At 56.7% G+C, this 24,417-nt stretch carries 25 protein-coding genes; 8 read left to right on the plus strand and 17 right to left on the minus strand.

Going from position 1 to position 24,417, the window contains the following annotated elements; all coding sequences use genetic code 11:
- Positions 1-12: 12 nt before the first annotated feature.
- The 14 genes from rfbC to B6S08_RS00905 all read right to left on the minus strand — a co-directional run bounded on the left by rfbC (position 13) and on the right by B6S08_RS00905 (position 14,301).
- Positions 13-558 carry a dTDP-4-dehydrorhamnose 3,5-epimerase gene (rfbC, locus tag B6S08_RS00840; protein WP_094198894.1) on the minus strand — a complete coding sequence of 182 codons (546 nt, stop codon included), beginning with the start codon at positions 556-558 and terminating at the stop codon, positions 13-15.
- 1 nt (position 559) lies between these two features.
- Positions 560-1,456: a glucose-1-phosphate thymidylyltransferase RfbA gene (gene rfbA / locus B6S08_RS00845; protein WP_094198895.1), complete on the minus strand. Its 897-nt coding sequence runs from the start codon at positions 1,454-1,456 to the stop codon at positions 560-562.
- On the minus strand, positions 1,453-2,325 hold the full coding sequence (gene rfbD / locus B6S08_RS00850; RefSeq protein WP_094198896.1) for a dTDP-4-dehydrorhamnose reductase: 873 nt from the start codon (positions 2,323-2,325) through the stop codon (positions 1,453-1,455). Before rfbD ends, rfbA begins: the two co-directional genes overlap by 4 nt.
- Complete coding sequence (gene rfbB / locus B6S08_RS00855; protein ID WP_094198897.1) at positions 2,325-3,392, minus strand: dTDP-glucose 4,6-dehydratase; 1,068 nt, start codon at positions 3,390-3,392, stop codon at positions 2,325-2,327. Before rfbB ends, rfbD begins: the two co-directional genes overlap by 1 nt.
- 10 nt (positions 3,393-3,402) lie before the next feature.
- Complete coding sequence (locus B6S08_RS00860; protein WP_094198898.1) at positions 3,403-4,848, minus strand: coiled-coil domain-containing protein; 1,446 nt, start codon at positions 4,846-4,848, stop codon at positions 3,403-3,405.
- A gap of 5 nt (positions 4,849-4,853) precedes the next feature.
- Positions 4,854-5,936: a KpsE/RkpR family capsule polysaccharide export protein gene (locus tag B6S08_RS00865; RefSeq protein ID WP_094198899.1), complete on the minus strand. Its 1,083-nt coding sequence runs from the start codon at positions 5,934-5,936 to the stop codon at positions 4,854-4,856.
- 74 nt (positions 5,937-6,010) lie between these two features.
- Positions 6,011-6,679 carry an ABC transporter ATP-binding protein gene (locus tag B6S08_RS00870; protein WP_094198900.1) on the minus strand — a complete coding sequence of 223 codons (669 nt, stop codon included), beginning with the start codon at positions 6,677-6,679 and terminating at the stop codon, positions 6,011-6,013.
- On the minus strand, positions 6,676-7,473 hold the full coding sequence (locus B6S08_RS00875) for an ABC transporter permease (RefSeq protein ID WP_094198901.1): 798 nt from the start codon (positions 7,471-7,473) through the stop codon (positions 6,676-6,678). Before B6S08_RS00875 ends, B6S08_RS00870 begins: the two co-directional genes overlap by 4 nt.
- Positions 7,473-9,170: a polysaccharide biosynthesis/export family protein gene (locus B6S08_RS00880; RefSeq protein ID WP_094198902.1), complete on the minus strand. Its 1,698-nt coding sequence runs from the start codon at positions 9,168-9,170 to the stop codon at positions 7,473-7,475. The genes B6S08_RS00875 and B6S08_RS00880 overlap by 1 nt, the downstream gene beginning before the upstream one ends.
- A gap of 124 nt (positions 9,171-9,294) precedes the next feature.
- The gene (locus tag B6S08_RS00885) at positions 9,295-9,642 is read right to left on the minus strand and encodes a DVU3141 family protein (RefSeq protein WP_094198903.1); all 348 of its coding nucleotides are present in this window, start codon (positions 9,640-9,642) and stop codon (positions 9,295-9,297) included.
- A gap of 314 nt (positions 9,643-9,956) precedes the next feature.
- Positions 9,957-11,228, minus strand: a complete 1,272-nt coding sequence (locus tag B6S08_RS00890; RefSeq protein WP_094198904.1) for a capsule biosynthesis protein — start codon at positions 11,226-11,228, stop codon at positions 9,957-9,959.
- Between the two features lie 183 nt (positions 11,229-11,411).
- Entirely contained in the window at positions 11,412-11,759 is a 348-nt protein-coding gene (locus B6S08_RS00895; protein ID WP_094198905.1) for a hypothetical protein, read from the minus strand.
- Entirely contained in the window at positions 11,756-13,165 is a 1,410-nt protein-coding gene (locus B6S08_RS00900) for a cytochrome P450 (RefSeq protein ID WP_094198906.1), read from the minus strand. Before B6S08_RS00900 ends, B6S08_RS00895 begins: the two co-directional genes overlap by 4 nt.
- The gene (locus B6S08_RS00905; protein ID WP_094198907.1) at positions 13,162-14,301 is read right to left on the minus strand and encodes a hypothetical protein; all 1,140 of its coding nucleotides are present in this window, start codon (positions 14,299-14,301) and stop codon (positions 13,162-13,164) included. The genes B6S08_RS00900 and B6S08_RS00905 overlap by 4 nt, the downstream gene beginning before the upstream one ends.
- 307 nt (positions 14,302-14,608) lie before the next feature.
- Between B6S08_RS00905 and B6S08_RS00910 the strand changes: the two genes are divergently transcribed.
- The 3 genes from B6S08_RS00910 to hemH all read left to right on the plus strand — a co-directional run bounded on the left by B6S08_RS00910 (position 14,609) and on the right by hemH (position 16,977).
- Entirely contained in the window at positions 14,609-14,899 is a 291-nt protein-coding gene (locus B6S08_RS00910; protein ID WP_094198908.1) for a GIY-YIG nuclease family protein, read from the plus strand.
- Positions 14,900-15,295: 396 nt separating this feature from the next.
- On the plus strand, positions 15,296-15,940 hold the full coding sequence (gene adk / locus B6S08_RS00915) for an adenylate kinase (RefSeq protein ID WP_094198909.1): 645 nt from the start codon (positions 15,296-15,298) through the stop codon (positions 15,938-15,940).
- 68 nt (positions 15,941-16,008) lie between these two features.
- A complete protein-coding gene (hemH, locus tag B6S08_RS00920) occupies positions 16,009-16,977 on the plus strand; it encodes a ferrochelatase (RefSeq protein WP_094198910.1) in 969 nt (322 codons plus the stop codon).
- Between the two features lie 158 nt (positions 16,978-17,135).
- Here hemH and B6S08_RS00925 read toward each other — a convergent pair whose 3' ends face one another.
- Entirely contained in the window at positions 17,136-17,528 is a 393-nt protein-coding gene (locus B6S08_RS00925; protein ID WP_094198911.1) for a cell division inhibitor, read from the minus strand.
- Between the two features lie 140 nt (positions 17,529-17,668).
- On the opposite strand from B6S08_RS00925, the gene B6S08_RS00930 reads away from it, so the two are divergent.
- Positions 17,669-17,872: a DUF4250 domain-containing protein gene (locus tag B6S08_RS00930; RefSeq protein ID WP_094198912.1), complete on the plus strand. Its 204-nt coding sequence runs from the start codon at positions 17,669-17,671 to the stop codon at positions 17,870-17,872.
- Positions 17,873-18,099: 227 nt separating this feature from the next.
- Here the strand turns inward: B6S08_RS00930 and B6S08_RS00935 are convergent, their stop codons facing one another.
- On the minus strand, positions 18,100-19,206 hold the full coding sequence (locus B6S08_RS00935) for an FAD-binding oxidoreductase (RefSeq protein ID WP_094198913.1): 1,107 nt from the start codon (positions 19,204-19,206) through the stop codon (positions 18,100-18,102).
- Positions 19,207-19,490: 284 nt separating this feature from the next.
- On the opposite strand from B6S08_RS00935, the gene B6S08_RS00940 reads away from it, so the two are divergent.
- The 4 genes from B6S08_RS00940 to B6S08_RS00955 all read left to right on the plus strand — a co-directional run bounded on the left by B6S08_RS00940 (position 19,491) and on the right by B6S08_RS00955 (position 23,989).
- Entirely contained in the window at positions 19,491-20,765 is a 1,275-nt protein-coding gene (locus B6S08_RS00940; protein ID WP_094198914.1) for an aromatic ring-hydroxylating oxygenase subunit alpha, read from the plus strand.
- 322 nt (positions 20,766-21,087) lie between these two features.
- Positions 21,088-22,095, plus strand: coding sequence for a TRAP transporter substrate-binding protein DctP (gene dctP / locus B6S08_RS00945; RefSeq protein WP_094198915.1), 1,008 nt, complete (start codon positions 21,088-21,090; stop codon positions 22,093-22,095).
- Between the two features lie 63 nt (positions 22,096-22,158).
- Entirely contained in the window at positions 22,159-22,689 is a 531-nt protein-coding gene (locus B6S08_RS00950) for a TRAP transporter small permease (protein ID WP_094198916.1), read from the plus strand.
- A 1-nt stretch (position 22,690) separates the two neighbouring features.
- Complete coding sequence (locus B6S08_RS00955; RefSeq protein WP_094198917.1) at positions 22,691-23,989, plus strand: TRAP transporter large permease; 1,299 nt, start codon at positions 22,691-22,693, stop codon at positions 23,987-23,989.
- Positions 23,990-24,050: 61 nt separating this feature from the next.
- On the opposite strand, the gene B6S08_RS00960 is transcribed toward B6S08_RS00955, so the two are convergent.
- Positions 24,051-24,272: a hypothetical protein gene (locus B6S08_RS00960; protein WP_094198918.1), complete on the minus strand. Its 222-nt coding sequence runs from the start codon at positions 24,270-24,272 to the stop codon at positions 24,051-24,053.
- Positions 24,273-24,417: the final 145 nt, after the last annotated feature.

The raw sequence follows: 24,417 nt of genomic DNA on the forward strand, positions 1-24,417 counted from the left end.
TGCTCCGGCCATTTAAAAGGTAGGACACTGGCCCAGAGTCAGGGCGTCGGCATCCTTGGCGGACAATTGCGGAGCCGTTCCGGCTATCAGTGGCCAGTTAATGGCCAGTGAATCATCGTTCCAGGCCAGGGAATATTCATCACCGGGTTTATAGTAATCGGTACACTTGTACTGAAACTCGGCTTCTTCACTGGTTACATAAAAGCCATGGGCAAAACCCGGTGGCACCCACAGCATCTGCTTGTTGTGCTCACTTAGTAATACGCCAACCCAATGGCCAAAGGTGGGTGAGTGTTTACGCATGTCTACTGCCACATCAAACACTTCACCTCGGGTTACCCGCACCAGCTTGCCCTGAGGTTTCTCCAGCTGGTAGTGCAGGCCGCGCAGAATGCCCTGTTTGGATTTGCTGTGGTTGTCTTGCACAAACTGTACCTTGCCACAGTGTTGTTCAAACTCGCTCTGCCGAAAGGTCTCCATAAAAAAGCCGCGTTCGTCACCAAAGACTTTTGGCGTCAGCAGAACCACATCGGGAATGGCAAGGGGTTGATATTCCATTTCACTCTCCTTCAGCGTCGAGCAGGTGCAGCAAATACTGGCCATAGTGGGTTTTGTAGAGAGATTCGCCACGGTGATGCAGTTCCTGATCGCTGATCCAGCCATTGCGCCAGCCAATTTCTTCCAGACAGGCAATTTTCAGGCCCTGGCGGTGCTCTATGGTTTTCACATAGCTGCTGGCTTCCAGCAGGGAGTCGTGGGTGCCGGTATCCAGCCACGAAAAGCCTCGGCCCAGCCGCTCTACCCTGAGGTCGCCCCGTTGCAGATAGGCGTTGTTTATGCTGGTAATTTCCAGCTCGCCCCGGGCAGAAGGCTTAACGGTCTTGGCAATGTTGACCACGTCGTTATCGTAAAAATACAGGCCGGTTACCGCATAACTGCTTTTGGGCTTTGCCGGTTTTTCTTCAATGCTGATGGCTTTGCCTTCGGCATCAAATTCCACCACGCCAAAGCGCTCTGGGTCATGTACCAGGTAGCCAAATACGGTGGCGCCACCTGGCTGGGCGGCTGCTTTTTTCAGCTGCTCTGAAAAGTGCTGACCATGGAAAATGTTGTCACCCAGCACCAGGCATACCGGGCTGGTGCCAATAAACTCTTCACCAATAATAAAGGCCTGGGCCAGCCCGTCCGGGCTGGGCTGTACCGCATAGCTGAAGCTCACGCCAAACTGTTCACCAGTGCCCAGCAGCTTTTGGTACTGGGGCAGATCATCGGGGGTGGAGATGATCAGAATGTCACGAATGCCAGCCAGCATCAGCACCGAGATGGGGTAGTAGATCATCGGTTTGTCGTAAATAGGCAGCAGTTGCTTGGAAATGCCCAGCGTAATGGGGTGCAGCCGGGTGCCGGAGCCGCCGGCCAGAATAATGCCTTTGGTGTTGCTGGTGTTGGTTGTCATGCAAAAAACTCTTCGAGGGTTAACTGTAATTGTTGTTGCCAGTGGGGCAGCTCTGCGCCCAACGCCTGCTCTAGCTTGCTCAGGCTCATGCGCGAGTTCAGTGGCCGGGCTGCGGGAGTGGGGTACTCACAACTGGGAATGCCCTTTACCTGTTGCACTGCCAGCTCCTGTCCCAGCGCGCGGGCCTGGTCAAAAATGGCTTGGGCAAATTGCTGCCAGCTGGTGGTGCCGCGGGGTGCGAGGTGATACACACCGTTGGCCAGTTGCCGCTCCAGTGCCAGACTGGTTACCTGGGCAATAAGCCGGGCCGGGGTAGGGGCGCCAATCTGGTCGTTTACCACGCTCAGCTCGGTTCTGTCTTTGCCCAGGTGCAGCATGGTTTTCATAAAGTTGTTGCCACGGGCGGCATACACCCAGCTGGTGCGAAAAACAAGATGGCTGCATCCGCTGCTCTGCACGGCCAAATCGCCCTGCAGTTTGCTGTGGCCATAAATGTTTTGTGGGCCGGTGGTGTCGTCTTCACGCCAGGGACTGGTGCCGGTGCCCGGATAAACATAATCGGATGAATAATGTACCAGGCGTTTGTCGTATGGTTGGCAGTAGTCTGCCAGCTGGGCGGGCAGCTCGGCATTCAGGCGCGTGGCCTGCGCTTGATCGGTCTCTGCCTTGTCTACAGCCGTGTAGGCCGCAGCGTTAATAATCAGATCCGGTTGCTCGGCTTCCAGATAAGCAGCCACGGCATCGGCATTGGCCAGATCCAGCTGCTGGCGGCAGGGGGCCAGCAGTTGCCCGTGCAGCACCAGCTGGCGGCGCAGTTCAAACCCTACCTGGCCGTTGCCGCCAGTGATGAGAATTTTGGGTTGTGGCATTACACGCTGGCTCCCAGTCGCTCGCCCTGATAGCTGCCATTCTGCACGCGCTGCCACCAGCCCTGGTTGTTCAGGTACCACTCCACGGTTTTGCGCAGGCCGGTTTCAAAGGTTTCAACCGGCTTCCAGCCCAGCTCGCGCTCTATTTTTGAGGCGTCTATGGCATAGCGCACATCGTGACCCGGGCGATCTTTTACATAGGTGATCAGCTCATGGTAGCTGTGCTCTTGCGGTACCAGCTGTTGCAGAATGTCGCAGAGGGTACGTACCACTTCTATGTTTTGTTTTTCGTTATGGCCGCCAATGTTGTAGGTGTCGCCAATGGCACCCTGCTGGGCCACCAGGATCAGGGCACGGGCATGGTCTTCCACAAACAGCCAGTCACGAATTTGCTTGCCGTCGCCATACACCGGCAGCGGCTTGCCGGCCAGGGCATTCAGGATCATCAGCGGGATCAGCTTTTCCGGAAAATGGTAAGGCCCGTAGTTGTTGGAGCAGTTGGTTACCAGGGTGGGCAAACTATAGGTACGCTGCCAGGCCCGCACCAGATGATCGGAGCTCGCCTTGCTGGCGGAATAAGGTGAGCTGGGTGCGTAAGGAGTGGTTTCGGTAAACAGGTCATCGGTGCCGTGCAGGTCGCCGTAGACCTCATCGGTGGATATATGATGAAAACGAAAACCTTTTGCTTTCTCACTGTTGCCTGCTTTCAGCGTATTCCAGTAGTGACGGGCGGTTTCCAGCAAGGTATAGGCGCCCACTATATTGGTTTGAATAAATTCGGCGGGGCCGTCTATGGAACGGTCTACGTGGCTCTCGGCCGCCAGGTGCATGACTATGTCGGGCTGGTGTTGTTCAAACACCGCTTGCATGGCGGCTGCGTCACAAATATCCGCCTGAACAAAGGTGTAGCGTGGGTTATCTTGCACGCTGGCCAGCGACTCCAGGTTACCGGCATAGGTGAGTTTGTCCAGGTTTACTACTTTGTGCTGAGAGTTGTTAATCAGCTCGCGCACTACTGCCGAGCCGATAAATCCGGCGCCGCCGGTGATTAGAAAAGTTTTAGTCATTCTGTTCCCGTTAAATGGCACTGCCATTGAGCATAAGTTCTTTAATTAATTCGATTTGGGCTTCTGCCTTGAGAAGCTCGCTTTCAAGTAACTGCTGGCGAGACTGAGTGGTTTGATGCTCACTCAGCAGCTTCTGGTGTTTTTGTTGCAGCTCGGCATGTTTTTTGCGCAGGTCAAGCAAGAGGTTTTCTTTTACTTTGAGTGTGTTGTTGTCTTTGGTTAGTTGATCACATGTTTGCTTTAACTGATCAACTTTGGCATTGGACTGGTTAAGCTGTTGTTGTGTTTGCTCTTTATCTTGCTTTTCTGCCTGAAGCTGCTGATTTAGCGTGGTGAGTGTTTTTTGAAGTTCAGTCTGACTTTGTGTCAGTTGCTGATGCTGTTGTTTGATATCATCTAACTTCTGGTATGTGACCTCGAGCTGATTTTCAGCTTTTTCTCCGCCTTGACGTTGGCTTTTTAGTTGCAGCTGAAGTTCGCTGGTTTGCTTTTCCAGTTCTTGTGCGTGATCTTTGTACTCTGTTAGAACACCATTTGCTTTGGCAAGCCGGTTTTTTTCTTGCTGGAGTTGATGGAGGCTGTCTTTTAGCTCTTGCCTTATCTTTTCTTTTTCTTTTGTTTCTGCTTTTAGTTGATGTAGAAGTTCTTTTTGCTGCTGACTGAGCTGATTATATTGCACTTTTTGGCTGTCATTTTCTTGAGTAGACGAATTTGCCTGTAGCTGTGCTTGTTCTCTTTTTTCAGCTTCCGTCTTTAGTGCTTGTTGCAATGCTTCCAACTTCTGTTGAAGTGATTCATTCAACTCATTGGCGTGTTGTAATGCCGATTGTGTGACTTTGAGATCCTGTTTTACGGGGTTGAGGTCCAGTTGCCAGAGGGGAATGTCCGGGTCACTGTTGTCTGTGCCACGCAGTTCAAAACAGTGATTCTCCAGCTTTGATAGCAGCTCATCGGGATTATACCAGCTTTGGTAAAGTGGTACGTCAGGCATGCTTATCTGTATGTACCGAAACAAAGTCAGATAATTGTGCTCAAGCAGGCTGCCTAAAATTTCCTGCTCTTCACCGTTGGCTTCTATCAGCAGCTGGTTATGTTGCTTCGGGTCAAGTTGCAAACGTTCTATCAATGTTTGCGGGCTGATGGTGGTCACGCTATGTTGTTGCACCACTTTTATACCGGGGAACAGACCATTCAACCCGGTGGCCGGATGCAGGCTGCTTGCCGAAGCCAGGTTGTATTCGGTTAGCTTTGCCTCGGATGAGGGGATGCAGCTTACTGCCAGCTCCCACACTTCGGTATTGGCCAGGTTGGCAGTGGCCTGCCGCAGGGCTTTGGCATGTGAAGGCAAGGGTTCTATCAGCACCAGCCGGACAGGGGCCATGGCTTCGTATTGAGGCAACTGGCTGCCATTGCCGGCACCAATATGCACCAGGGTGTGAATAGGGGTTAAGGTCATGGTGGTTAATCCCGGTGGTCGCGAATGATCAGCATCATCATGTTGGCAATAAAGGCCAGGAATAGGGTGATAATGGCAAACATGCTGGCGTTATAGAGCCGCTTGGGCTGGGTGGCGTACTCCGGCTGCAGTGGGCTTTGCAGCACGCTTACCTGCTTGAGTTTGCGGGCGGCTTCTATACGGGTGTTTTCCAGTGCCGCCAGGGCGCTGGAATAGGTTTGCTGGGCAAACTGGGCTTTCAGCTCCAAAGCTTGATAGCCGGCGGAAATCTGGTTAAGGGCGCTGCCGGTTTCTTTGGCCAGGCGATTTTGCTCTTTGCCAATTTGTTGCTGCAGGGCGTTTATTTCTGCTCTTATTTGCACTAGTTCGGCAGAGCGGGTGCTCTGGTAGCTTTGGGCGGCGGTATAACGTGCCTGCAATCGGGCCAGCTCACCTTCCAGCGTGCCCACCACCTGATTAAGACTTTCTACCGTGTGGATGGGGGAGATTAGCCCATGCTCATTTTGAAATGCCAGCAGGTTGGCGCGAGCCTCGTCCAGTCTTTCCCCTAACCGATCTGTTTGTTGCTCAAGAAATTTTACCTGCTCTTCTGCCAGGCGCTGGCCCATATCATTCATGTGAGCCTCACCGGCGCTTAGCAGCAGTTGGGCCAGCTCGTGTGCAAATTCCGGGGTAAAGGCCTGCACTTCTATGTTCAGCACTCCGGCATATTCGTCCAGCTCTACGCTGACGCGCTTTTTATAGTATTTGTGCAACTCTTCAATGGGAACATTTGCATTCCTCAGGCTGGCGAACAGATCGCCGTTCTGGCTGTAGTGCTCACGAAAGGGCAGTTCGGCTTCTACCTTTTTGAGCATGTCGGTAGAGAGCAAATGCTCGCGCAGCAGCAGCAGATCGCTGTGGCCGCCGGCCCCCTTGATAAGGCTGGAAAAGCTGAATTCAGGCGCGGCAATTTGCGGGCTTTCCAGCACCACGGTGGCGCGGGATACATATCTGTCTGCCGCCCAGGCGAACCAGTAAAAGGCAACGGCCAAAATCGCCACCAGGGCGGCGGCCCAATGGGGTTGTTTTTTGATAAAGTAATGCATGTGAACTCTGTATTGGATTCGAATTTTGTGAAGGTTGTTGGCCGTAGCGTTAAGCTCAAAAAACAGATAGCCCCTTAGGGATTGCTTTCTTTGTGGTAGGCCGCGATGGCGTTGTTGATGTCGTCATACCATTGGGCCTGGCCGTTTTTAAGGTAAATGCCAGCCTGGCACAGATCTTTGAGTATGCCCTCGGAGTGCGACACCATAATCAGGCTGGACTGACCCACCTTGTCTTTAAAGGCTTTGGCGGCTTTGTCTTTAAAGGCTCGATCGCCCACGGCGGTGGCTTCATCCGAGAGGTAAACGTCGAAGTCGAAGGCGAGCGACAGGCCAAAGTTAAGCCGGGAGCGCATGCCGGAAGAGTAGGTTTTAATGGGACGGTCAAAGGCGCTGCCGAGTTCGGCGAACTCTTCCACATAGTCGATAATGCGTTGCACATTAAGACCGGCGCCATGCACCCTGGCCACAAATTTTACGTTTTGTCGTCCGGTCATGGAGCTTTGAAATCCCCCGGAAAGGCCAATAGGCCAGGATACCCGACAATGGCGTTCTACTTTGCCCCGCTCAGGATTGTCCATACCGGCAATCAGTCGCAACAGGGTGCTTTTGCCGGCGCCGTTGCGGCCCAGCAATCCCACACTTACGTTTTGAGGAATGGTGAGGTTAATATCTTTTAACACCCAGGGGGCTTCTCGACCATCGCGGTTGTTGTAGCGTTTGTAAAGACTGCTGAGTTTAATCATTTTGCTTTCAGCCTCTCTTTATAGCGCAGGTGCATCAGCAGCCCCAGGGCATTGAGCCCCAGAATCCACAGCCACAAATACAGCACACTGGTGCCATGAACCGTATGGTAATGCTCAAAAAAACCCGCGCGCAGCAATTCCAGCCCGTGCGCTATGGGGTTGAGCATTAAATATTCCAGAATACGGTGGGGCAGGTTGTTCAGCGGCAGAATAACGCCGCTGATGATCATCAGCGGCAGGCTGAGCATGTTGATGATTTTTCCGGTTTCCGGCACTAGTTTGGCGGCTACCGATACCACCAGTGCAAAGCCCAGTGCCAGTGCCCACAGCGAGGTCCAGCCCAGCAAAACACGAATGGTGTTGTCGGGGAATATATCCAGCCCCAGTAACAAGCCCCCGGCCACAAAGACCACAAACACTACAGTGCGTAGCATGCCATCAACCCAAGTGCGAACCAGCACGGTGTCTACCGGTTGCACCTGGCGATAGGCAAACAGCGCCTGGGCGGAGTTAATGGCGCCCTGGCTGCGGCTCAGTCCTTCGCGCACCAGAAAAAAACCCATCATGCCGGTGATCATCCAGGGAATGAAATCGGCATTCACGATGAGCCTGCTGGCTCCTCTTAACTGGGTTCGAATCAGCACCATAATGGTGATCATTGCCACCGGCTCAAAAAGCATCCAAAACCAGCCCATGCGGTCGGCCATAGTGCGCGAAACGGCTTCGCGCATAAACATGGCAAACCATACGCTGCGGGTCACCTGCCAGGGTGTGCGGCCTTGCAGGGTGCTCATTAAATGTCCACCGCCACTTTGGCGGCAATGGCAATCTGGTAAAGGATCTGGGTGATGGTGCCGGCCAATTGCAGGTTTTTGGTGGGGGCCTTGGGCAACACCAAAATCTCATCACCCGGGCGCAAGGTCACATCTGCCGCCTCACGCACTTCACCATTCTGGCGCACCACCAGAATGCGGCTCTCATCTGCATGCTCGGTAAAGCCGCCCGCGCCTTCTATATAATCCTTGGCACTGCGCTCGGTGTTAAATACTACTGACTGGGGCACCAGTACTTCACCGCTTATCAGCACGGAATCGGAAATTTCGGGAATGGTGATAACGTCACCGTCCTGCAGGCGAATGTCGCTGATCTGGCCGTTGTTGGCCAGCACCAGGCGGCCATTGGGCTCCACCTGGCGGGCCCGTTCAATAAACTGGCTGATCAGCTCGGCTTCGCGCACGCGAATTTCTGCTTCATCGGCGGTGGAGGAGGAGGCACCCAGGTAGGTGGTTTCCAGCCGGGCCAGGCTTTCATCCAGGGCCTGTTTCTGGCGTTCGGCCACGCTGACCCGCTTGATGGAGATACTGCTGGTGTCGGTCATGGTTTGCGGCACGGCAATGGCGTTCAGCAGCTCATGCAGGCGCGCATCCCGAGGCAGGGCAAAGTGTGAGGGGCCGTAGTAGCTGCCCTCAAGCTGCACCACTATGGTGTTGTCGCGCATATCGCGGCTGAACACCAGCTGATCGCCGCTGTTCAGTTGCTGCCGGTCGAATTCGTTCAGCTTCACATAGCTGGAAACCGGCCCCTGAGTGCGGGCACCGCGCAGCAGCACATGGGTCACGTTCGACTTGAGCCGGGCCAGTTTAAGCAGCTCCTGGCCGGTCATGCCGGTGCGCAGCAGCTCGTAGCGATAGGGGCGGGCCACGTCGCCTTCCACCGTCACGGTGGGGCCGCGCTCGTCCACTACTATGGTGTCGCCGTCTTTAAACTGCACGCGGGGCAGGGTGCCGTTCAGCAAAAAGGCGTAGAGGTCGGCGGTGGCAATGGTTTTGCCGTGGCGCTTTACTCGCACCTTGCGGTAGCTGCCGGTGGCATCGTCTATGCCGCCAGCCTGGTCTATGAAATACAGCAGCGAGTCGCTGGGGGTGCCGGCAAAGCGACCGGGGTTTTGCACATAGCCGGTAACAAACACAGACACCGGCTGCACACCCTGCAGGTTGGTGTATACCTGCACGTTGTTGGAATAGATGGAGTTAACGGCGCTGCGCACCTTGGCATCCAGCTGGCCGTGCCTTATGCCCTGAACCTTGATGGGGCCCACGCCGGGAATAAAAATGTTGCCTTGAGCATCCACCGGCAGCACCCGGTCTATTTCAACCGCACCCCACACCCGCAGGGTAACCTGATCACCTGGGGTGATCACATAATCGGCGTTAAGGCCGTCGGCACGCACGCCGCTGAAGCCGCCGTTGAACAAATGGCTGCCAAAGCTTGGGTAGTCTTGCTGTGCCATGGTCGTGCCGGGCACACCATAGCGGTTGTTTTGCCACTGGGTATTGCTGTTTTGCGCGGCCTGGTCAGATTCGGACGGCGCGGCAAAGCGACTGTTTTGCTCGGCGGGCAGTTCGCCGGCATCGGCGCCAATCAGCTGGGCATGGGACTGGCTCGCTAATACGAGTAGCCCAAAGGGAATGATGAATTTTTTTAAAGGCATGTGGAGTTCTCGGAATTTTGTAGGCCCGAATTGCTTCGGGCAATTTTTAGCGCATGTGGTGATGTTGCCCCAATAAATTGGGGCCTACACAGCTTTAAATGAATGGCGTTGGTGCGAATAGGGCTTACGGCTGTTGTGTTATGGCTCGCGAAAGCTGCCACTGGCCGTTTTGGCCTTTGCAGGCAATGTGTTCTTCCTGGCTGCCGATGGCTTGGGTTACCTGCAGCGAGCGGCAGGTTTTTCCGCTGGCGGCGAAGTAGGCGGCGCCGGCGGTAACCTGGACGTTGGCACCCCAGGGGCTGGCGGGGAGGGAGGCGGTGGCATGGGGGGCGGTCGACTCAAGAAATTGGTGGAGTGAGTCGTTGTTAATGCTGGCCTGGTTATCTTGTGGTTGCTGGGTAGCGCACCCGGCGAGGGTGAGCAGGCATAAAACGGCAATCGGGCCTGCAAGGGCTTTGCTGACAAAAGACATTTGGTTAACTCTTGTAACTAACGTAATAAAAAGAAGAAATGCGTGTAGGTATGCCCGGCCGGCTCAAAGAGATGCCAGCCGACCGGCGAAAGAAAACCTGACGAGAGAGGCAATGTTTTGAGTGTTAAAAAAGGACGCTACCGCCCGTGGGTTACAGCTCCCAATTCGCTGATATCACTCTCTCCTTGTGCGCACTGGTTGCAAAATGCAACTCAGTGTTTTAATCCGGGATGATACTACCACCCGGCCATTACAATTTCGACGGCCCCACCGTTCAAGTGGATGGTTATTGGACAAGGGCCGTAATGGCAAGATCAGGCAACCCTTCGCTTGCCTCTGTTGGCCTTTTCGGACTGTCGATAAGCCACCTGTGGTGAAACCTTGATCGGGGGCTGGGCCTGTTGTTGCAGGCGCTGCCAAATTTGCCGGCAGGTGTTGTCTGCCTCAGCATAGAAGCTGCCGTTCAGCTGGGTGCGCTCCAGCAAAAAGGCCCGCAGCCGTTTAAACAGGCCCACGTTCACCGGCTGCGGCGTGCGCCAGAAGGTGGCCAGTGGCCCCTGGCTGGTGAGTCCCGGAATGTCATACAACGCCTTGCCCAGGGTAATGGTGGGCACATGGTGAAACAGGGCCGACATGCCCACCGTGCTGTTTACCGTTACCACGCCCTTGCAGTGCTGGTAGAGATCCGGCAGGTGCAGCTCAAAGCCGTAAAATACCCTGCCTTCAATGCCCTGCTCGGCGGCCAGGGTGTTAATCAGTTGGGTGTAGTTGGTGTAGCCACGGTCCATGGGGTGGTGTTTGAACAGCAGCACGTCTTGCCGGGAAGCGCAGGCGGCAAAGGAACGCATAATGTGCCGAATGGACTCGGCCACGTCCTCAAAGGGCGAGTGGGCCCGGATCTGAAAATCGTCGGCCACCTGCAATGGCACCAGAAAAATGTGTTTGGAGTGCTGGTCAATCAGGCGCTGCTGCAGGCCTCGGTCATGGGCGGTGTGGGTATATTTGGTATACCAGCCCTTGAGCCAGGCAATGCCTTCTGTCCAGCATGAACGATGACGATGGTGCACATAGTGCCGAAAGCGCCAGCGGCAGCAATGCATGCTGAAGTAATAACGCATGGCGTAATAAATGCGGCGTTTAAAGCTGGCGCGAATGTCGAACTGGTGCTTTACGTGCTCGGGGTTTTGTGTAATCAGTTCGTCTGCCAGTTTGCCAAACCAGGGGCTGTGGGCGTTAACGCCGTTTTGCTCCAGGGTAATGTAGTGCGGACGCAGGTAGCCTTCTTCAAACACAAAAAAACGAATGTTATGGCTCAGGCAATAGTGGCGGGCCACGGCGTGATATTCGCGACAGTCGCTGTAACAGAACACGGTGTCAATGCCGTGCTCGCTAATGTAGTTGTGCAGAAAGTGGCGCCATTCCGGCAGGGAGCCGGTGTAGTGCACATTGGTGCCCCGGCAGGGCCAGCAGCCATCGCCGCCGTTGAAGTGAATTTTGTGTACAAAAATGCCCTGCTCGCTTAAAAAGCGGGAAAAGTGCTGAAAAAAAGGCCCAAGCGGCCCTTGAAGTAGCAAGGCTGATTTCATCAAGAGTCCCGTATGAATTTGTTTTAGTTATGTCTGCGTTTTCCGTGCGGGGCGCATTCTAACACAGGGTATGAACGGGAGTAATATCAAATGTTTATGTCAAAAGCATAAATGGAATTAGGTGCTGTTTGTTACCCCGGCAAGTGGTTCCGATGGGGTTTGGAGCGCAGTGAATTCCCACGGTTACTTAATGGTTTGCCGGTGTAGTCCTTTCTGCAGCATCAGATCCACCAGGGGTTGTTCGCGCTTGTTGGCGCGTTTGCAGTGATCCTGCTGGAATTTATTGGTAAGCCATATCACAAAGCGGGCCCAGCGTTTGTTGTCGCGTTCGCGCCAGGCGTGGGAAGACACCGACTCCCAGGCGTAGCCATTAAATACCGAGGCGTTTACAAAGTGATCGAGGGCACGCACACCGGCGCGGCCACGCTCCACCCGGCCCATAAACCCCACATAACAGATAATCAGGTAGCCCACTATGGCCAGGGGCACCACGGCGCACATAAGAATAAAGCCGGCAATTCGTTCTTTCATTGTGGTTGTTTGTTCCTTGGCGTCAGAATAAGCCGCAGCCCGTTGTCGGAGCGAATGGTCAGCCGGCCCACGGGCCGGGGCTTAAAGCCATCGGGCAGGCTAAGGTGGTAGTGCTGCAGAATGCTCGCCAGTATCAGGCTGGACTCCTGCTGGGCAAAGGCGGCACCAATGCACACCCGCGGGCCGGCGCCAAAGGGCAGGTAGGCTTTGCTGAGCGGGGTTTTCAGTTGCTTGCTGGTAAAACGATAGGGGTCGAACCGGTGCGGCTCGTGCCAGTAGTCTGTGTGGCGGTGAATGAGCCAGGGTGAGACCATCACCGAGCTGCCCGCCTTCATTTTTTTGTCTCTCATTTCACTGGCGTGGGCACACTCGCGGGCAAAAAAGCCCACCGGCGGGTAAAGCCGCAGGGCTTCACGGAACACATCGCGCACCAGCACCATTTTGCGCAGGGCTTCCACCCCCATGGGCTGCGCGGCCAGCACGCGAGTGACTTCTTCATAAGCGTCTTGCTGTATGTGCGGGTGGGTGGCCAGCAAATACAGCGACCAGGTCAGCGAGCTTGCGGTGGTTTCGTGGCCGGCCAGAAACAGCATGGAGATCTGATCCACGATTTCATCAAAGCCGAACGGCTGACCGGTGCTGGCGTCTTTGGCCAGCAGCAGGGAAGACAAAATATCCTGCTGGTTCTCCAGCTCGGTTTGTGACTGCGGGCAGCCGGCGCGAGCGGCTTCGGCCTGCCGGTAGCGGGGGCGAATAATGTCTTCTATGGTGGTGCGAATTTCTTTTGCCGCGGCCAGGCGTTTGCGCTCGCTGGCGCCCCGCTGCAAAAAACCGGGCAGTTTGAACATTTTTCTCAGTGCCAGCCTGGGGGATTCGGCCTGAAAGCGCACAAAGGCATCGAGAATGCGGTTGGCCTGCTCGGCATCGAGGCTGGCCGACATTATGGTGCGAAAGATGATGTCGGCGGTCACAAAGGTCATTTCCGGGTCTATGTCCTGCCCCGGCTGATGGGCCTCAAGCCGCGCGAGCATGTCGGCCACGGCGTGCTGCATCAGTCCGAACACCTGCTGCACTCGAGCATGCTTGAAGGCGGGGTCGAGCATGTCGCGCTGCTTTTGCCACTGCTCACCGTTGGTGGTGAAAATGCTTTCGCCCAGCAGCGGCTCGAGAATGTCCCCCAGCATGGCGTGCTTGGGAAAGTCGGCCATGTTCTGCACCATGACTTTTCGCACCAGCTCGGGCTGGTTCACCATATACAGGGTGAGCCCCGGCAGTTTGTATTCCCCCATCTTCATGCCATAGCTGCGTTCATACAGGGCGTCCAGCCAGGAGTGACGCTTGGTGAAAAATACTTTCCACAGCGAGGCCTTGCTTTTGGCGGGTTTGGGAAACACCGGGCAGCTCATGTTCGTTCCTTCAGTTGGCTGGCAATGGTCTCGGGCCCGGCGGTAAAGGCGAAAAAGTCGTAAGGGCCGGGCTTGTCGGTGGCCATCAGATAAAGAAAGTGCATGGTATACCAGGCCCGGCGCAGCTTTTTATAGCGAGCCGGGTGGTAAAGGGTAAAAAAACGGGGCGAGAGCAGGCGTGGCCCGGCGTGGGGGGCACAGCTCTGGCCGCAGGAGGTTACCGGGTTCAACAGCGGAAAACAGGCGCCGTCGGTGGGGGCGGTGTAGTCCAGCCACAGCAGCCGCTTGTTGTGTCCCAGCTGCTGCAGGGCGGTGCGAAAGTCGGCGGCGGCGGCGTGAAAGCTCACCAGCGGAATGCAGTGCCCCAGGGTGATCAACACCACCCGTTGGTGGGCCAGACGATTCGGATTGTGAATTTGCTGCAGGGCCTGGGCCAGGGCCGGGACCACCATCATGGTGCCCACGCTGTGGGCAACGATCACCACCTCGTCGTTGGTGTCGTCGTTAATGGCCTCGGCCATATGGCTGGCAAAGGAGTGAATGCGCGGCGCAAGCTCAGGAATTTGCCCCCTGGCCCAGCGGGCTGAAAAGGCGTAGATGCGCAATAACCAGAATACCGCCAGCTTGTTGCCCAGGTGTTTGCTGGTGTGCATCAGCGCGGCTACCAGCACCAGCCCGGCAGGCAGCTGGGCCATTTGCCAGGGCAGTTGCCCGGCCAGGCTGGTTGCCAGCCAGACCGAGAGCAACAGGCTAAGCAGCAGGTAAAAGGCGGGGTAAAGCCCGGCCATCAGCTGTTTGGGCGAAGCCTTGGCGTAGGAGAGTATGTGGCCGGGTAAAATATATACCCATAGAAAAAGGCTTAAATCACCGATGATCTGAAGCCATCCTCTGGCCCAATGGGCGCGCACAATATCATCCCAGCCCAGGTAGCTATACCGGGTCTGGCAGTGTTCGGTATCAAGTTGCCAGCAATGGCTGTGATTTTCGCCGCGCTTACGGGCAGAAACATCAATATGCAGGCCGTTTACTTTTGCCTGTAATGCCGACTGACTGCGATAAAGGCGGTGATAGTGACCCGCGCCACGCGGATCAAAGCCGTGAATATAAAACACCTGCCGTTGTTTAATGCGGGCCAATCCCTTGTTCCTGAGTCGGGTTAGAACGGCGAACAGAGTACCTTAATTTGGGATAAGGGGGAATGTGTGGCGCTAACGGTGTAGTTAGCGGGCCCGGAGTTATGTGGATTCCTGCCTGCGCAGGAATGACGGGAGAGGGCAGGAATGACGGAGGGCACCCCTGCGCCTTTTGTCGCCCCTACGCTTTTTTTGTCGCCCCTGCGCAGGCAGGGGCCCATGTGTGGGGCGGCACTGTGCTGCCTATGGGCCCGGAGTATATGGATTCCTGCTTTAATCTGAACAAACTCCAAGCGGATAAGGCTCACTTATGTTCAAGGCTCCTGCTGTTTATATCGTAACCAATAAGCGTAATGGGACCCTGTATATTGGGGTGACCAGCAATCTGGTACAGCGTATCTGGCAGCACAGACAGCATGAAGCTGATGGTTTCACAGCGAAATATGATCTTCACCGGCTGATTTATTTTGAGTCACACAGCAGCATGTATGATGCGATAACCAGAGAAAAGCAACTTAAAAGATGGAAACGCGACTGGAAGATACGGCTTATTGAGGAGTTCAATCCTCACTGGCAGGATTTGTGGAATGATATTATTTGAATGCCCCGAGTTTGGGTGAGGGCAGTTCTGCCAGCGGGCCCGGAGTATGTGGATTCCTGCCTGCGCAGGAATGACGGGAGAGGGCAGGAATGACGAAGGGCGCCCCTGCGCCTTTGTCGCCCCTGCGCAGGCAGGGGCCCATGTGTGGGGCGGCACTGTGCTGCCAGCGGGCCCGGAGTATGCAGATTCCTGCCTTCGCAGGAATGACGGGAGAGGGCAGGAATGGCGGGAGGGGTGTCACCCCTGCGAAGGCAGGGGTCCATATTGTGAAGGGTGCATCCGCTGCTTATATCATCAATAGGTCTAACAGGCCGGGCTGTTACTTGTTCCCGTGACGGTGTCATGACACAATCAGCCACCAATTGCGAATGATTAATCAAATAAGAGGACGCTGTTATGCGCATCGTTTTGCTGGGTGCACCGGGCGCGGGTAAGGGAACGCAAGCTCAGTTCATCATGGAGAAGTTCGGTATTCCGCAAATTTCGACTGGCGACATGCTGCGTGCCGCTATCAAGGCCGGTACCCCGCTGGGCCTGAAGGCCAAAGAAGTGATGGACAAGGGCCAGCTGGTGTCTGACGACATCATCATCGGCCTGGTCAAGGAGCGCATCAGCCAGGACGATTGCGCCAAGGGCTTTTTGCTCGACGGTTTCCCCCGCACCATTCCCCAGGCCGACGCCATGAAGGAAGCCGGTGTTGCCGTGGATCATGTGCTGGAATTCGCCGTGCCCGACGAAGAGATCGTCAAGCGCATGAGCGGCCGCCGCGTGCACCCGGGCTCCGGTCGGGTTTATCACCTGGTATACAACCCGCCCAAAGTGGAAGGTAAAGACGACGTGACCGGTGAAGAGCTGGTGATCCGCGCCGACGACGAAGAAAGCACCGTGCGCAAGCGTCTGGCCGTGTATCACGAGCAAACCGCTCCGCTGATCGATTACTACAAGCAGGAAGCCGAAGCCGGCCACACCCAGCACCACAAGGTGGATGGCACCCAGTCGGTGGAAGCGGTCAGCCGGGAGCTGACCAGCATTCTGGCTTAAGCCGGTATGGTTCAAGCCGGGCCTGTGAAGGTCCGGCTTTTTGTTGTTGGTAAAAGGCAGGTAACAAGGTGAAAACAGGCGTTTTACTGGTCAACCTGGGTACGCCTTCCGCCCCCACCTCGGCGGCGGTAAAGGCCTTTCTCAGTCAGTTTCTGCACGACTACCGGGTGGTGGACTTGCCCCGCTCGCTGTGGTGTCCGTTGCTTCATGGCATTATTCTGCCGTTTCGTTCGCCCAAGGTGGCCAAACTCTATCAATCCATCTGGTGGCCGGAAGGCTCGCCGCTGATGGTGGTCAGTCGTCGTCAGCAGGCGGCATTGCAAAAGGCGCTGCAGGATGAAGGCATAGACGTGCCGGTGGCGCTGGGCATGAGCTATGGCGAGCCGTCCATTGCCTCGGCCTGGCAGCAGCTCAAGGAGCAGGGCGTAGACCGGGTCATTGTGCTGCCGCTGTATCCGCAGTACTCCGTCAGCACCACCGCCTCGGTGTTTGACAGCTGGGCCAGATTAATGAAGAAGGAGCGGCTGGTGCCGGCCTTGCGGTTTGTGCATAACTATCACGACTTCAGTGGCTACATCGGCGCCCTGGCCGACTCGGTGCGGGCCCACTGGCAGGAGCACGGCCGGGGCGACCTGTTGCTGCTCTCTTACCACGGCATTCCCAAGCGCTTTGAAAACCAGGGCGACCCTTACGGTCAGCAGTGCCATCGCACTTCCGAACTGCTGGCGGAAGAGTTGGGGCTGGAGCCGCATCAGTGGCGCACCACCTTTCAGTCGCGTTTTGGCCGGGAAGAGTGGCTCAAGCCCTATACCGACGAAACCATGAAGGCGCTGCCAAAGGAAGGGGTGAAAAAGCTGGACGTGATCTGCCCGGCCTTTTCTGCCGACTGCCTGGAAACCCTGGAAGAGATCGCCGAGCAAAACCAGGAGCTGTTCATCAAGGCCGGGGGCGAGCAGTATCGCTATATTCCCGCCCTGAACGACAACCCCGCCCATATTCGCATGCTGGTGGATCTGGTCTGCCGCGAGCTGGTGTGATCTCACTCCATATCGGTCGCTTGATTGGCTGGTAGGTTGGAATTCGCTTCGCTCATTTCAACCTACGGCCCTTGAAAGGCGTCAATCCCATAAATAAAAAACCGGCGCTGCCCTCGGCAGCGCCGGTTTTTTATTGTTCGTTACAGGGTGAATGGCGCTCAGTGCAGCGGGTTGCCCGGCACTGCCGGTCCGATCACAAAAAGGCGCGCATCGGCTTGCCGCTGGTGCAAAAAGGTTTCATCTTGCTGTTGCCAGCACACCACGGCGGCAATGGTCGGGCTGGCCAGCGCTCGCTGCAGTTGCTGTGGGGTAAGCCGCTGGGCGTCCAGCACGCGGGCCGGGTTGATGCCGGCGGCGGCAAGGCGTTGACGGCACAAGCGGGTGGGGGCATTGGCCACCAGGATCCAGCCGCCGTTGCCGTGGCTCAGGGCCGCCAGCCGAGTGAGCACCTCGGGTTGCGGTGCCGTGTTGAGCGCGGCGGAATGACAGTGGGGCAGCGCCTGCTGCGATGGGATCAATGCCTGCTTGCGGATTAACGAAAGGTTCATCATGGATCGGCCCTGCCTGTTGTTTTACTGTTTATACATACAGTATTCACTCGGGGCGGTTTGGTCAATATTTAACTGGTTAAATTTACAGTATTTCGATCATGCCGGCTGCCAAGCCGGTCGGTTACCGACAGGAGGGCGAAATGGACAGAACGCAACTGGAACGAATGGACATTCACATGGTGCTGAGCATTCTCAATGAAAAACTGCGCATCGAGTGCGACAGCCTGGAGGCGCTGCTGGCCCGTTACGAACTGGACGGCGGCTGGCTGAGTGCGCGCATGGCGCAAATTGGTTACCGCTACGACAGCCACAGCAACCAGTTCAGGGCCGCCTCGACGCGCTGATTACACCGACATTTCACAAGGGAGCCAGACTGCAGGGTCTGTTGTCGCCGTTACTGCCGTTGGGCAGGGAGTGCACAGCAGACCGTTAACTTGTTTGATAACGCGCCGACCGAAGCGGCGCCTGTCGTTCTTCTCGGCGGCCGGCACGCAAAAAAGCCCGGGCCGGACTGTCGGCTCGGGCAAAATGGTTGGACCTGTAAGCCCCCCCTACAACCTCTCAGTAGTACTCAGTATTCCACTTCCACGTTGCCGCTGGGCACGCTGCAGCAACTCAGCACGTAACCCTCGTCGATGTCTTCATCGGTAATGCCGCCGTTGTGCTCCATGGCCACTTCTCCCTTGAGCACCTTGACCTTGCAGGTGCCGCAAATGCCCATGCCGCAGGCCTTGGGAATGTGCAGGCCGGCCTGGGCGGCGGCGCTGTGCAGGGTTTCGCCGGGCAGAATGTCCACCTGCAGGTCGCTGTCGAGGAAGGAAATGGTCAAACGCTCTTCGGTGCGCTCCATCTCTTCGGCCAGATCCGAGGCCTCCTGGGCCAGCAGCTCCACGTCTTCAATCACTTCCACCGGCGTGGCGCCAAAGCTTTCCTCGTGGTAACGATCCATGTCGAAACCGGCCTGCTGCAGCAGGTTGCGCACCGCCTTCATGTAGGGGGTGGGGCCGCAGCAGAACACTTCCCGCTCCATAAAGTCGGGGGAGATCTGGCTGAGCATGGCGCTGTTCAGAAAGCCGCGATAGCCACTCCAGGTCTCACCAATGTCGGTGCGTTCGCAGATCAGGCTCAGCTGAATATTATTCAGCCGCGAGTCCATGTGCTGCAGCTCTCGGTAGAACACCAGATCCTTGGGTGTGCGGGCGCTGTGCACAAATTGAATATCGACATCGGCGTTGGTGTCGAACCACCAGCGCATCATCGACATCACCGGGGTGATGCCCACGCCGCCGGAAAGCAGCAGTACCTTGTCGTTGGGAAAGTCGATGCAGTTGAAATTGCCCACCGGGCCGTGCACCGCCAGGGCGTCGCCTTCCTTGAGGTTGTCGTGCAGCCAGTTGGACACCACGCCGCCGGGCACTCGTTTGACGGTAATGGAAAAACTGTAGGGCACCGAGGGCGAAGAAGCGATGGTGTAGCTGCGCATCACCGTCTGCTCGTCAATTTCCAGCTCCAGGGTAACAAACTGGCCGGGTTTGAAGAAAAACAGCAGCGGGCTTTCGGCGGTGAAGCAGAAGGTACGCACGTCCCAGGTTTCCTGAATCACGCGCACACAGCGCACCGGGTGGCGACCGTTGCTCCAGGTCTGGGTATTGATGGGTGAAATAAAGTCCTGATTCATCGCTGTCCTCCGCTGGGGCGGCGAGGGGCCCCGTTGTGTCCTTGTTGCCGGCATTCTTGATGAGATTTAGCCGGCGCGGTTGCCTGAAAACGACATGGAAATATCCGTCAGCCCCGTTTTGCCGTTAATGAGCGTGAAGCCGGGGCCAGACGCCGGCTTGCGGGTCGTAAAAGCAGACGGGGCGAGTCGTTTTCAGACAACCGACACCGCCCGGGCAGGATAACAATACGCCCATCGGCGGTATGGTTTTCCGCCCTTTCAACTCAGCAAAGGAAGCAATGCAGATGGAGCAGAGCAACACCACCGTTATCGGCACCGCCCCCGGATTGGCGGATACCGTTCAGCTGCTGCAGCAGCGTCGTCCCGGCTACTCCCTTCCCCAGGCCTGCTATAACAGCCAGTCGGTGTTTGAAGCCGACATGGAGCAGATCTTTTGCAAGGAATGGCTGTATGTGGGGCTGACCTGTGAAATTCCCAAAACCGGCAACTACATCACGGTGGAGGTGGGCAACAACCCCATTACCGTGGTGCGCAACAAGGAAGGCGTACAGGCCTTTCACAACGTGTGCCGGCACCGGGGCTCACGGTTGTGTACCGAGAAAAAGGGCAAGGTGGCCAAGCTGGTTTGCCCTTACCACCAGTGGACCTATGAGCTGGACGGACAGCTGATCTATGCCGGCAACGACATGGGTGAGCAGTTCAACAAAGGCGACTTTCCGCTGAAAAAGGTACACACCAAGACCGCCGGTGGTTACATCTTTATCTGTCTGGCCGACAACCCGCCCGACATCGACGAGTTTCTGGCATCGCTGGAGCTCTATCTGGAGCCTTACGATCTGGAAAACGCCAAGGTGGCGGTGCAGTCCGAAATCGTTGAAGACGCCAACTGGAAGCTGGTGATCGAGAACAACCGGGAGTGTTACCACTGCAATGGTTCTCACCCCGAGCTGCTTAATACCCTGCTGGAGTTCGACGACACCACCGATCCCCGCGCGACCGACGCCTTCAAGGCCCATGTGGCGCGCATGGCCGAGCAATGGGACGCGGAAAACATTCCCCATGAGCATGTGTCGTTCGGATTGCGCAACCGCATGGTGCGCATGCCCCTGGCTGAAGGCAAGGTGGCCATGACCATCGATGGCTCCAATGCCTGTGAGAAGACCCTGGGCCGGGTCAAGAACCGGGAGCTGGGTTCACTGCGCATTCTGCACCTGCCCAACTCCTGGAACCACGGCCAGAGCGATCACCTGATCACCTTCCAGGTGGTGCCGCTGGGGCCGCAGAAGACCAAGGTGATCACCAAGTGGGTGGTGCACAAGGACGCGGTGGAAGGCGTGGATTATGACGTGGAAAAACTGCGCCTGGTGTGGGATGCCACCAACGCCCAGGACCGCGCCCTGGCCGAGGAAAACCAGCGTGGCATCAACTCCATCGCCTATGAGCCGGGCCCTTATTCACCCACCTACGAGTTCGGTGTGGTGAACTTTGTCGACTGGTACGCCGATACCTTCGTCGCCAACGCCGGCGGCCAGACCCTGTCCGTCAAACTGCCGGAGTAAGCCGAAAGCCCGGAATGGTAATGTGAATCCCGGGGTTCGACGGTCATCCCTGTGTTTTACCTTGTGGCCCTCGCGAAAGCGGGGGCCATTCATTTCTTCCCCGCCGCATTGCGTCTGCAGAAATGTGACCCTTGTGGCCTATGTGCCCAGAGTCACTCGACGTTCCTTTTTCCTGTCGTATTCGCGCCGTTATTGGCTTACGAACGGTCGCATTTGAGACAGTGATATATGCAGGTACCCGTAGTATCCATATGTGTTTGAACCCGCCCTGCAAAGGGCTCACGAATACCATCAACACGGCACATATCGGAAAGGACACCGCATGAAAACCATCGGCTTCAACTTCAAGACCCTGCTTGCCTCCGCCATTACCGCTGCCTGCCTGGCCAGCACCAGTGCCCAGGCGTTAACCCTCAAGCTGGCTACCGACTCCGGCACGCAGGGATCGCCAGCCGGTGAAGCCCTGAAAAAATGGGGCGAGCTGATTGAGCAAAAATCTGGCGGCGATATCGAAACCAAGGTGTTCTACCAGAACGAACTGGGCGGTCAGCAGGAAGTGTTTGACCTGCATGTCGCCGGCGATGTGGACGTGATGCTGAACTGGCCCATGACGTCCTACGACAAGCGCATTGGTGTCATCTACACCCCCTACATGACCCTGTCCTGGAAGGAAGCGCTGGAAGCCTACAGTCCGGGCGGCTGGGTCAACAACCTGCTCGGCGGTGTATATCAGGACATTGGCCTGAAGTTCTTTGGCCCCTGGCCGGAAGGCTTTAACGGCGTCGGTTCCCGGGACAAATATGCCCTCACCATCAAGGATGCGGACGGCCTCAAGGTGCGCACCATGACCGTTTTCCCTGCGCCCCAGACCATGCAGGCCCTGGGTTACCAGACTGCCGCCATTGATTGGGGCGAGGTCTACACCGCGCTGCAGACCGGTGTGGTGGATGGCGAGGCCGGCAACGTCATTTACTGGGATTACGAGTATTTTAGAGACACGATTGACCACTATGTACAGACCAAACACTTCTTTATGACCGGCGTGCTCTCCATGAACCTGGATGTGTGGGAAGGCATGACCGAAGCGCAGCAGCAAGTCGTGCAGGAAGCCGCAGTGGAAATCATGAACGAGCAGTTCAAGGCCGCGAAGGAGCAGGACGAGTACTACATCCAAAAGGCGCAGGAAGCCGGCATGAAGTATTTCGAGCCCAGTGACGAGCAGTTGCGTGAGTTTGCCAAGGCCGCCCGTGAACAGGTCTGGCCGTTGATGGACAAGGAAATCGGTACCGAGATTATGGATACCATTCGTGCCAACGCGACCGGCCTTTAATCGGCCAGTCATTTCACTCGGGGCCGGCAGTCTTCGGGCCGGCCCGTTTCCAGGGGGCTATTAATGAACGGCAGATTTTTTTCCGGGCTGGACCGGCGGGTGGGCTGGTTACTGGAAGCGGCAGCCTTCACAGCCAGTTTGCTGGTGGTTGGGCTGATGCTGTTTCTGGTGCTGGCGCGATATGTGTTTGGCTGGTCGGTGGTGGGCCTGCTGGAGCTGATTATGCTGTTCGGCATGTGGCTCTATATGCTGGGGGCGTTGATCGCCAGCCGGCGCAATGAGCACCTGGTGGTGGATTTCGTTGAGTTGCAGATCACCGATTATCGCCTCAAATTGCTGCACAAAGCGCTGATATCGCTGATCACCTTTGCTATCTGCCTGTTCTTTGTGCTGCTGGCCTACCGCATGCTGGCCTGGGGCCTGCGCCGGCCCCAGTCGACCCCGGGCATGGGCATTCCGCTGTGGCTGCCCCAGGCGTCGATCATGCTGGCGGCCGTGGGTTGCAGTTGTTATTCGCTGCGAGACTTGCTGGGGGCCGTTGCCGGCCTGTGCGGAGCGAACAGCGGCTCTCGCCAGCTGAAAGAGGAGCACTGACATGGAAGGTTTTTTTGCCATCGGGCTGTTAATGCTGCTGATGGTGATCGGGGTGCCGGTAGCCTGGTCCTTTGCCGGGGTGCTGGCGTACATGGTGTATGTGTATGACGCCAATCTGAATACCCTGATGCTGCAGGGCTATCGCTCGGTAGATTCGGTGATCCTGATTGCACTGCCGTTGTTTGTACTCACCGGTTATCTGATGCAAAGCGGCGGCATTGCCAAACGGCTGGTGGACTTTATTGAGGTGATGATCGGCAAGCGCAAAGGCGGCATGGGGGCATCCATGGTCATGGCGTCGGGTATTTTCGGCGCCATTGCCGGCACCGCCACGGCGGCGGTGGCATCCATCGGCACCATCATGATCGGCCCGCTGGAGCAGCGCGGCTATCCACGCAGTTACTCTTCGGCGTTGCTGGGCATATCGTCGCTGTTGGGCATTCTTATTCCGCCCTCGATCACTATGATACTGTTTGCGGTTGTTACTCGGCAGTCGGTGGCGGCCTGCTTTGCGGCGTCGGTGGGGCCGGCCATTTTGCTGATGCTGGGGCTTATCCTCGCCAACCGTTTTGGTGTGGGGCGGTTTTTTGAGGAAGTGAGCAGTGCCGCAGGCAAGGGGCTGGACACATCGCCGGGCAAGGGCAGGGCAACGCTCAAGGCCTTTCCTGCGCTGTCGTTGCCGGTGATCATTCTCGGGGGGATTTATGGTGGTGTGTTTACCCCCACCGAGGCGGCGGCGGTCGCGGCTTTTTCGGCCATGATGATCGGGTTTTTTATCTACCGCGACATGAACCTGAAAAGCTTTGCCCGAAGCGTGGTGGCGGCGGCAGAAACCACCGGCACGGTGATCCTCATTCTGCTGTTCAGCTTTATGATCGGGCGCATTCTGGCGTCGGAACGGATTCCTCAGGATTTGACCGAAATGGTCAGCACGCTCATCCAGAACCCGCTGCTGATTCTGATTGCGGTAAACCTGTTCCTGATTATTGCCGGCATGATCATGGATGACGTATCGGTGACCGTGGTCGTGGCGCCGTTGTTTCTGCCCCTGATGGTAGATACCGGTATTCACCCGGTGCATTTTGCCTCCATTGTCGCCTGCTCGGTGGTGATTGGTGCCAACAGCCCGCCGGTGGCGCCCATTCTCTATATGGCGTGCCGCATAGGTAAGGTGTCGATTCACAAAACGGTGAAACCTGCCCTGGCGCTGATGGCCTTTGTGGGTCTGCCGGTGATGATGGTGACCACCTTCGTGCCCGAGCTGTCGCTGTTTCTGCCGCGCTGGCTGGGGTTCTTGTAATAGCGTGAACGCAGAAATAAAAAGGGGAGCCGCCGGCTCCCCTTTTTATTTTGTCGCTATTTCACTGCAGGCTCTTTTCCACCAGGGCCAGCACCTCGGGGTGCATCAGCGCCCGCTGGGCCAGCAGCGCATTCAGGCGTTCCCGCCACCGCTCTCCCTCGGGGCCGGCCAGCAGCTCGGCCAGCAGGGGCTCGCAATCGGCCAGCCGCGCCGGGGCAGACACATTCCATGCCCGCAACCGGGCCAGAAAATCCTGCTGATCGATAAGGTCGCTGATCATCATGGGTGGGCTCTCCTGTTCCTAAAAGCGCAGGCTAATTCCCGGCGCGACCGCTGACAAGGCCATTTGCGACATGCTGTCGCAATGGAAACAGAATATGACGTTCGCGACGGAACTGGTTAACAGGGTGTCGCATTGGAGAAGTTTC

The sequence above is a fragment of the Oceanimonas doudoroffii genome (assembly GCF_002242685.1).
GTDB classification, from domain to species: domain Bacteria; phylum Pseudomonadota; class Gammaproteobacteria; order Enterobacterales; family Aeromonadaceae; genus Oceanimonas; species Oceanimonas doudoroffii.

Bases quoted from the DNA above. Each gene is read 5' to 3' on its own strand.
- rfbC (WP_094198894.1), bottom strand. From the start codon at position 558: ATGGAATATCAACCCCTTGCCATTCCCGATGTGGTTCTGCTGACGCCA.
- rfbA (WP_094198895.1), bottom strand. From the start codon at position 1,456: ATGACAACCAACACCAGCAACACCAAAGGCATTATTCTGGCCGGCGGC.
- rfbD (WP_094198896.1), bottom strand. From the start codon at position 2,325: ATGCCACAACCCAAAATTCTCATCACTGGCGGCAACGGCCAGGTAGGG.
- rfbB (WP_094198897.1), bottom strand. From the start codon at position 3,392: ATGACTAAAACTTTTCTAATCACCGGCGGCGCCGGATTTATCGGCTCG.
- B6S08_RS00860 (WP_094198898.1), bottom strand. From the start codon at position 4,848: ATGACCTTAACCCCTATTCACACCCTGGTGCATATTGGTGCCGGCAAT.
- B6S08_RS00865 (WP_094198899.1), bottom strand. From the start codon at position 5,936: ATGCATTACTTTATCAAAAAACAACCCCATTGGGCCGCCGCCCTGGTG.
- B6S08_RS00870 (WP_094198900.1), bottom strand. From the start codon at position 6,679: ATGATTAAACTCAGCAGTCTTTACAAACGCTACAACAACCGCGATGGT.
- B6S08_RS00875 (WP_094198901.1), bottom strand. From the start codon at position 7,473: ATGAGCACCCTGCAAGGCCGCACACCCTGGCAGGTGACCCGCAGCGTA.
- B6S08_RS00880 (WP_094198902.1), bottom strand. From the start codon at position 9,170: ATGCCTTTAAAAAAATTCATCATTCCCTTTGGGCTACTCGTATTAGCG.
- B6S08_RS00885 (WP_094198903.1), bottom strand. From the start codon at position 9,642: ATGTCTTTTGTCAGCAAAGCCCTTGCAGGCCCGATTGCCGTTTTATGC.
- B6S08_RS00890 (WP_094198904.1), bottom strand. From the start codon at position 11,228: ATGAAATCAGCCTTGCTACTTCAAGGGCCGCTTGGGCCTTTTTTTCAG.
- B6S08_RS00895 (WP_094198905.1), bottom strand. From the start codon at position 11,759: ATGAAAGAACGAATTGCCGGCTTTATTCTTATGTGCGCCGTGGTGCCC.
- B6S08_RS00900 (WP_094198906.1), bottom strand. From the start codon at position 13,165: ATGAGCTGCCCGGTGTTTCCCAAACCCGCCAAAAGCAAGGCCTCGCTG.
- B6S08_RS00910 (WP_094198908.1), top strand. From the start codon at position 14,609: ATGTTCAAGGCTCCTGCTGTTTATATCGTAACCAATAAGCGTAATGGG.
- adk (WP_094198909.1), top strand. From the start codon at position 15,296: ATGCGCATCGTTTTGCTGGGTGCACCGGGCGCGGGTAAGGGAACGCAA.
- B6S08_RS00925 (WP_094198911.1), bottom strand. From the start codon at position 17,528: ATGATGAACCTTTCGTTAATCCGCAAGCAGGCATTGATCCCATCGCAG.
- B6S08_RS00930 (WP_094198912.1), top strand. From the start codon at position 17,669: ATGGACAGAACGCAACTGGAACGAATGGACATTCACATGGTGCTGAGC.
- B6S08_RS00935 (WP_094198913.1), bottom strand. From the start codon at position 19,206: ATGAATCAGGACTTTATTTCACCCATCAATACCCAGACCTGGAGCAAC.
- B6S08_RS00940 (WP_094198914.1), top strand. From the start codon at position 19,491: ATGGAGCAGAGCAACACCACCGTTATCGGCACCGCCCCCGGATTGGCG.
- dctP (WP_094198915.1), top strand. From the start codon at position 21,088: ATGAAAACCATCGGCTTCAACTTCAAGACCCTGCTTGCCTCCGCCATT.
- B6S08_RS00950 (WP_094198916.1), top strand. From the start codon at position 22,159: ATGAACGGCAGATTTTTTTCCGGGCTGGACCGGCGGGTGGGCTGGTTA.
- B6S08_RS00955 (WP_094198917.1), top strand. From the start codon at position 22,691: ATGGAAGGTTTTTTTGCCATCGGGCTGTTAATGCTGCTGATGGTGATC.
- B6S08_RS00960 (WP_094198918.1), bottom strand. From the start codon at position 24,272: ATGATGATCAGCGACCTTATCGATCAGCAGGATTTTCTGGCCCGGTTG.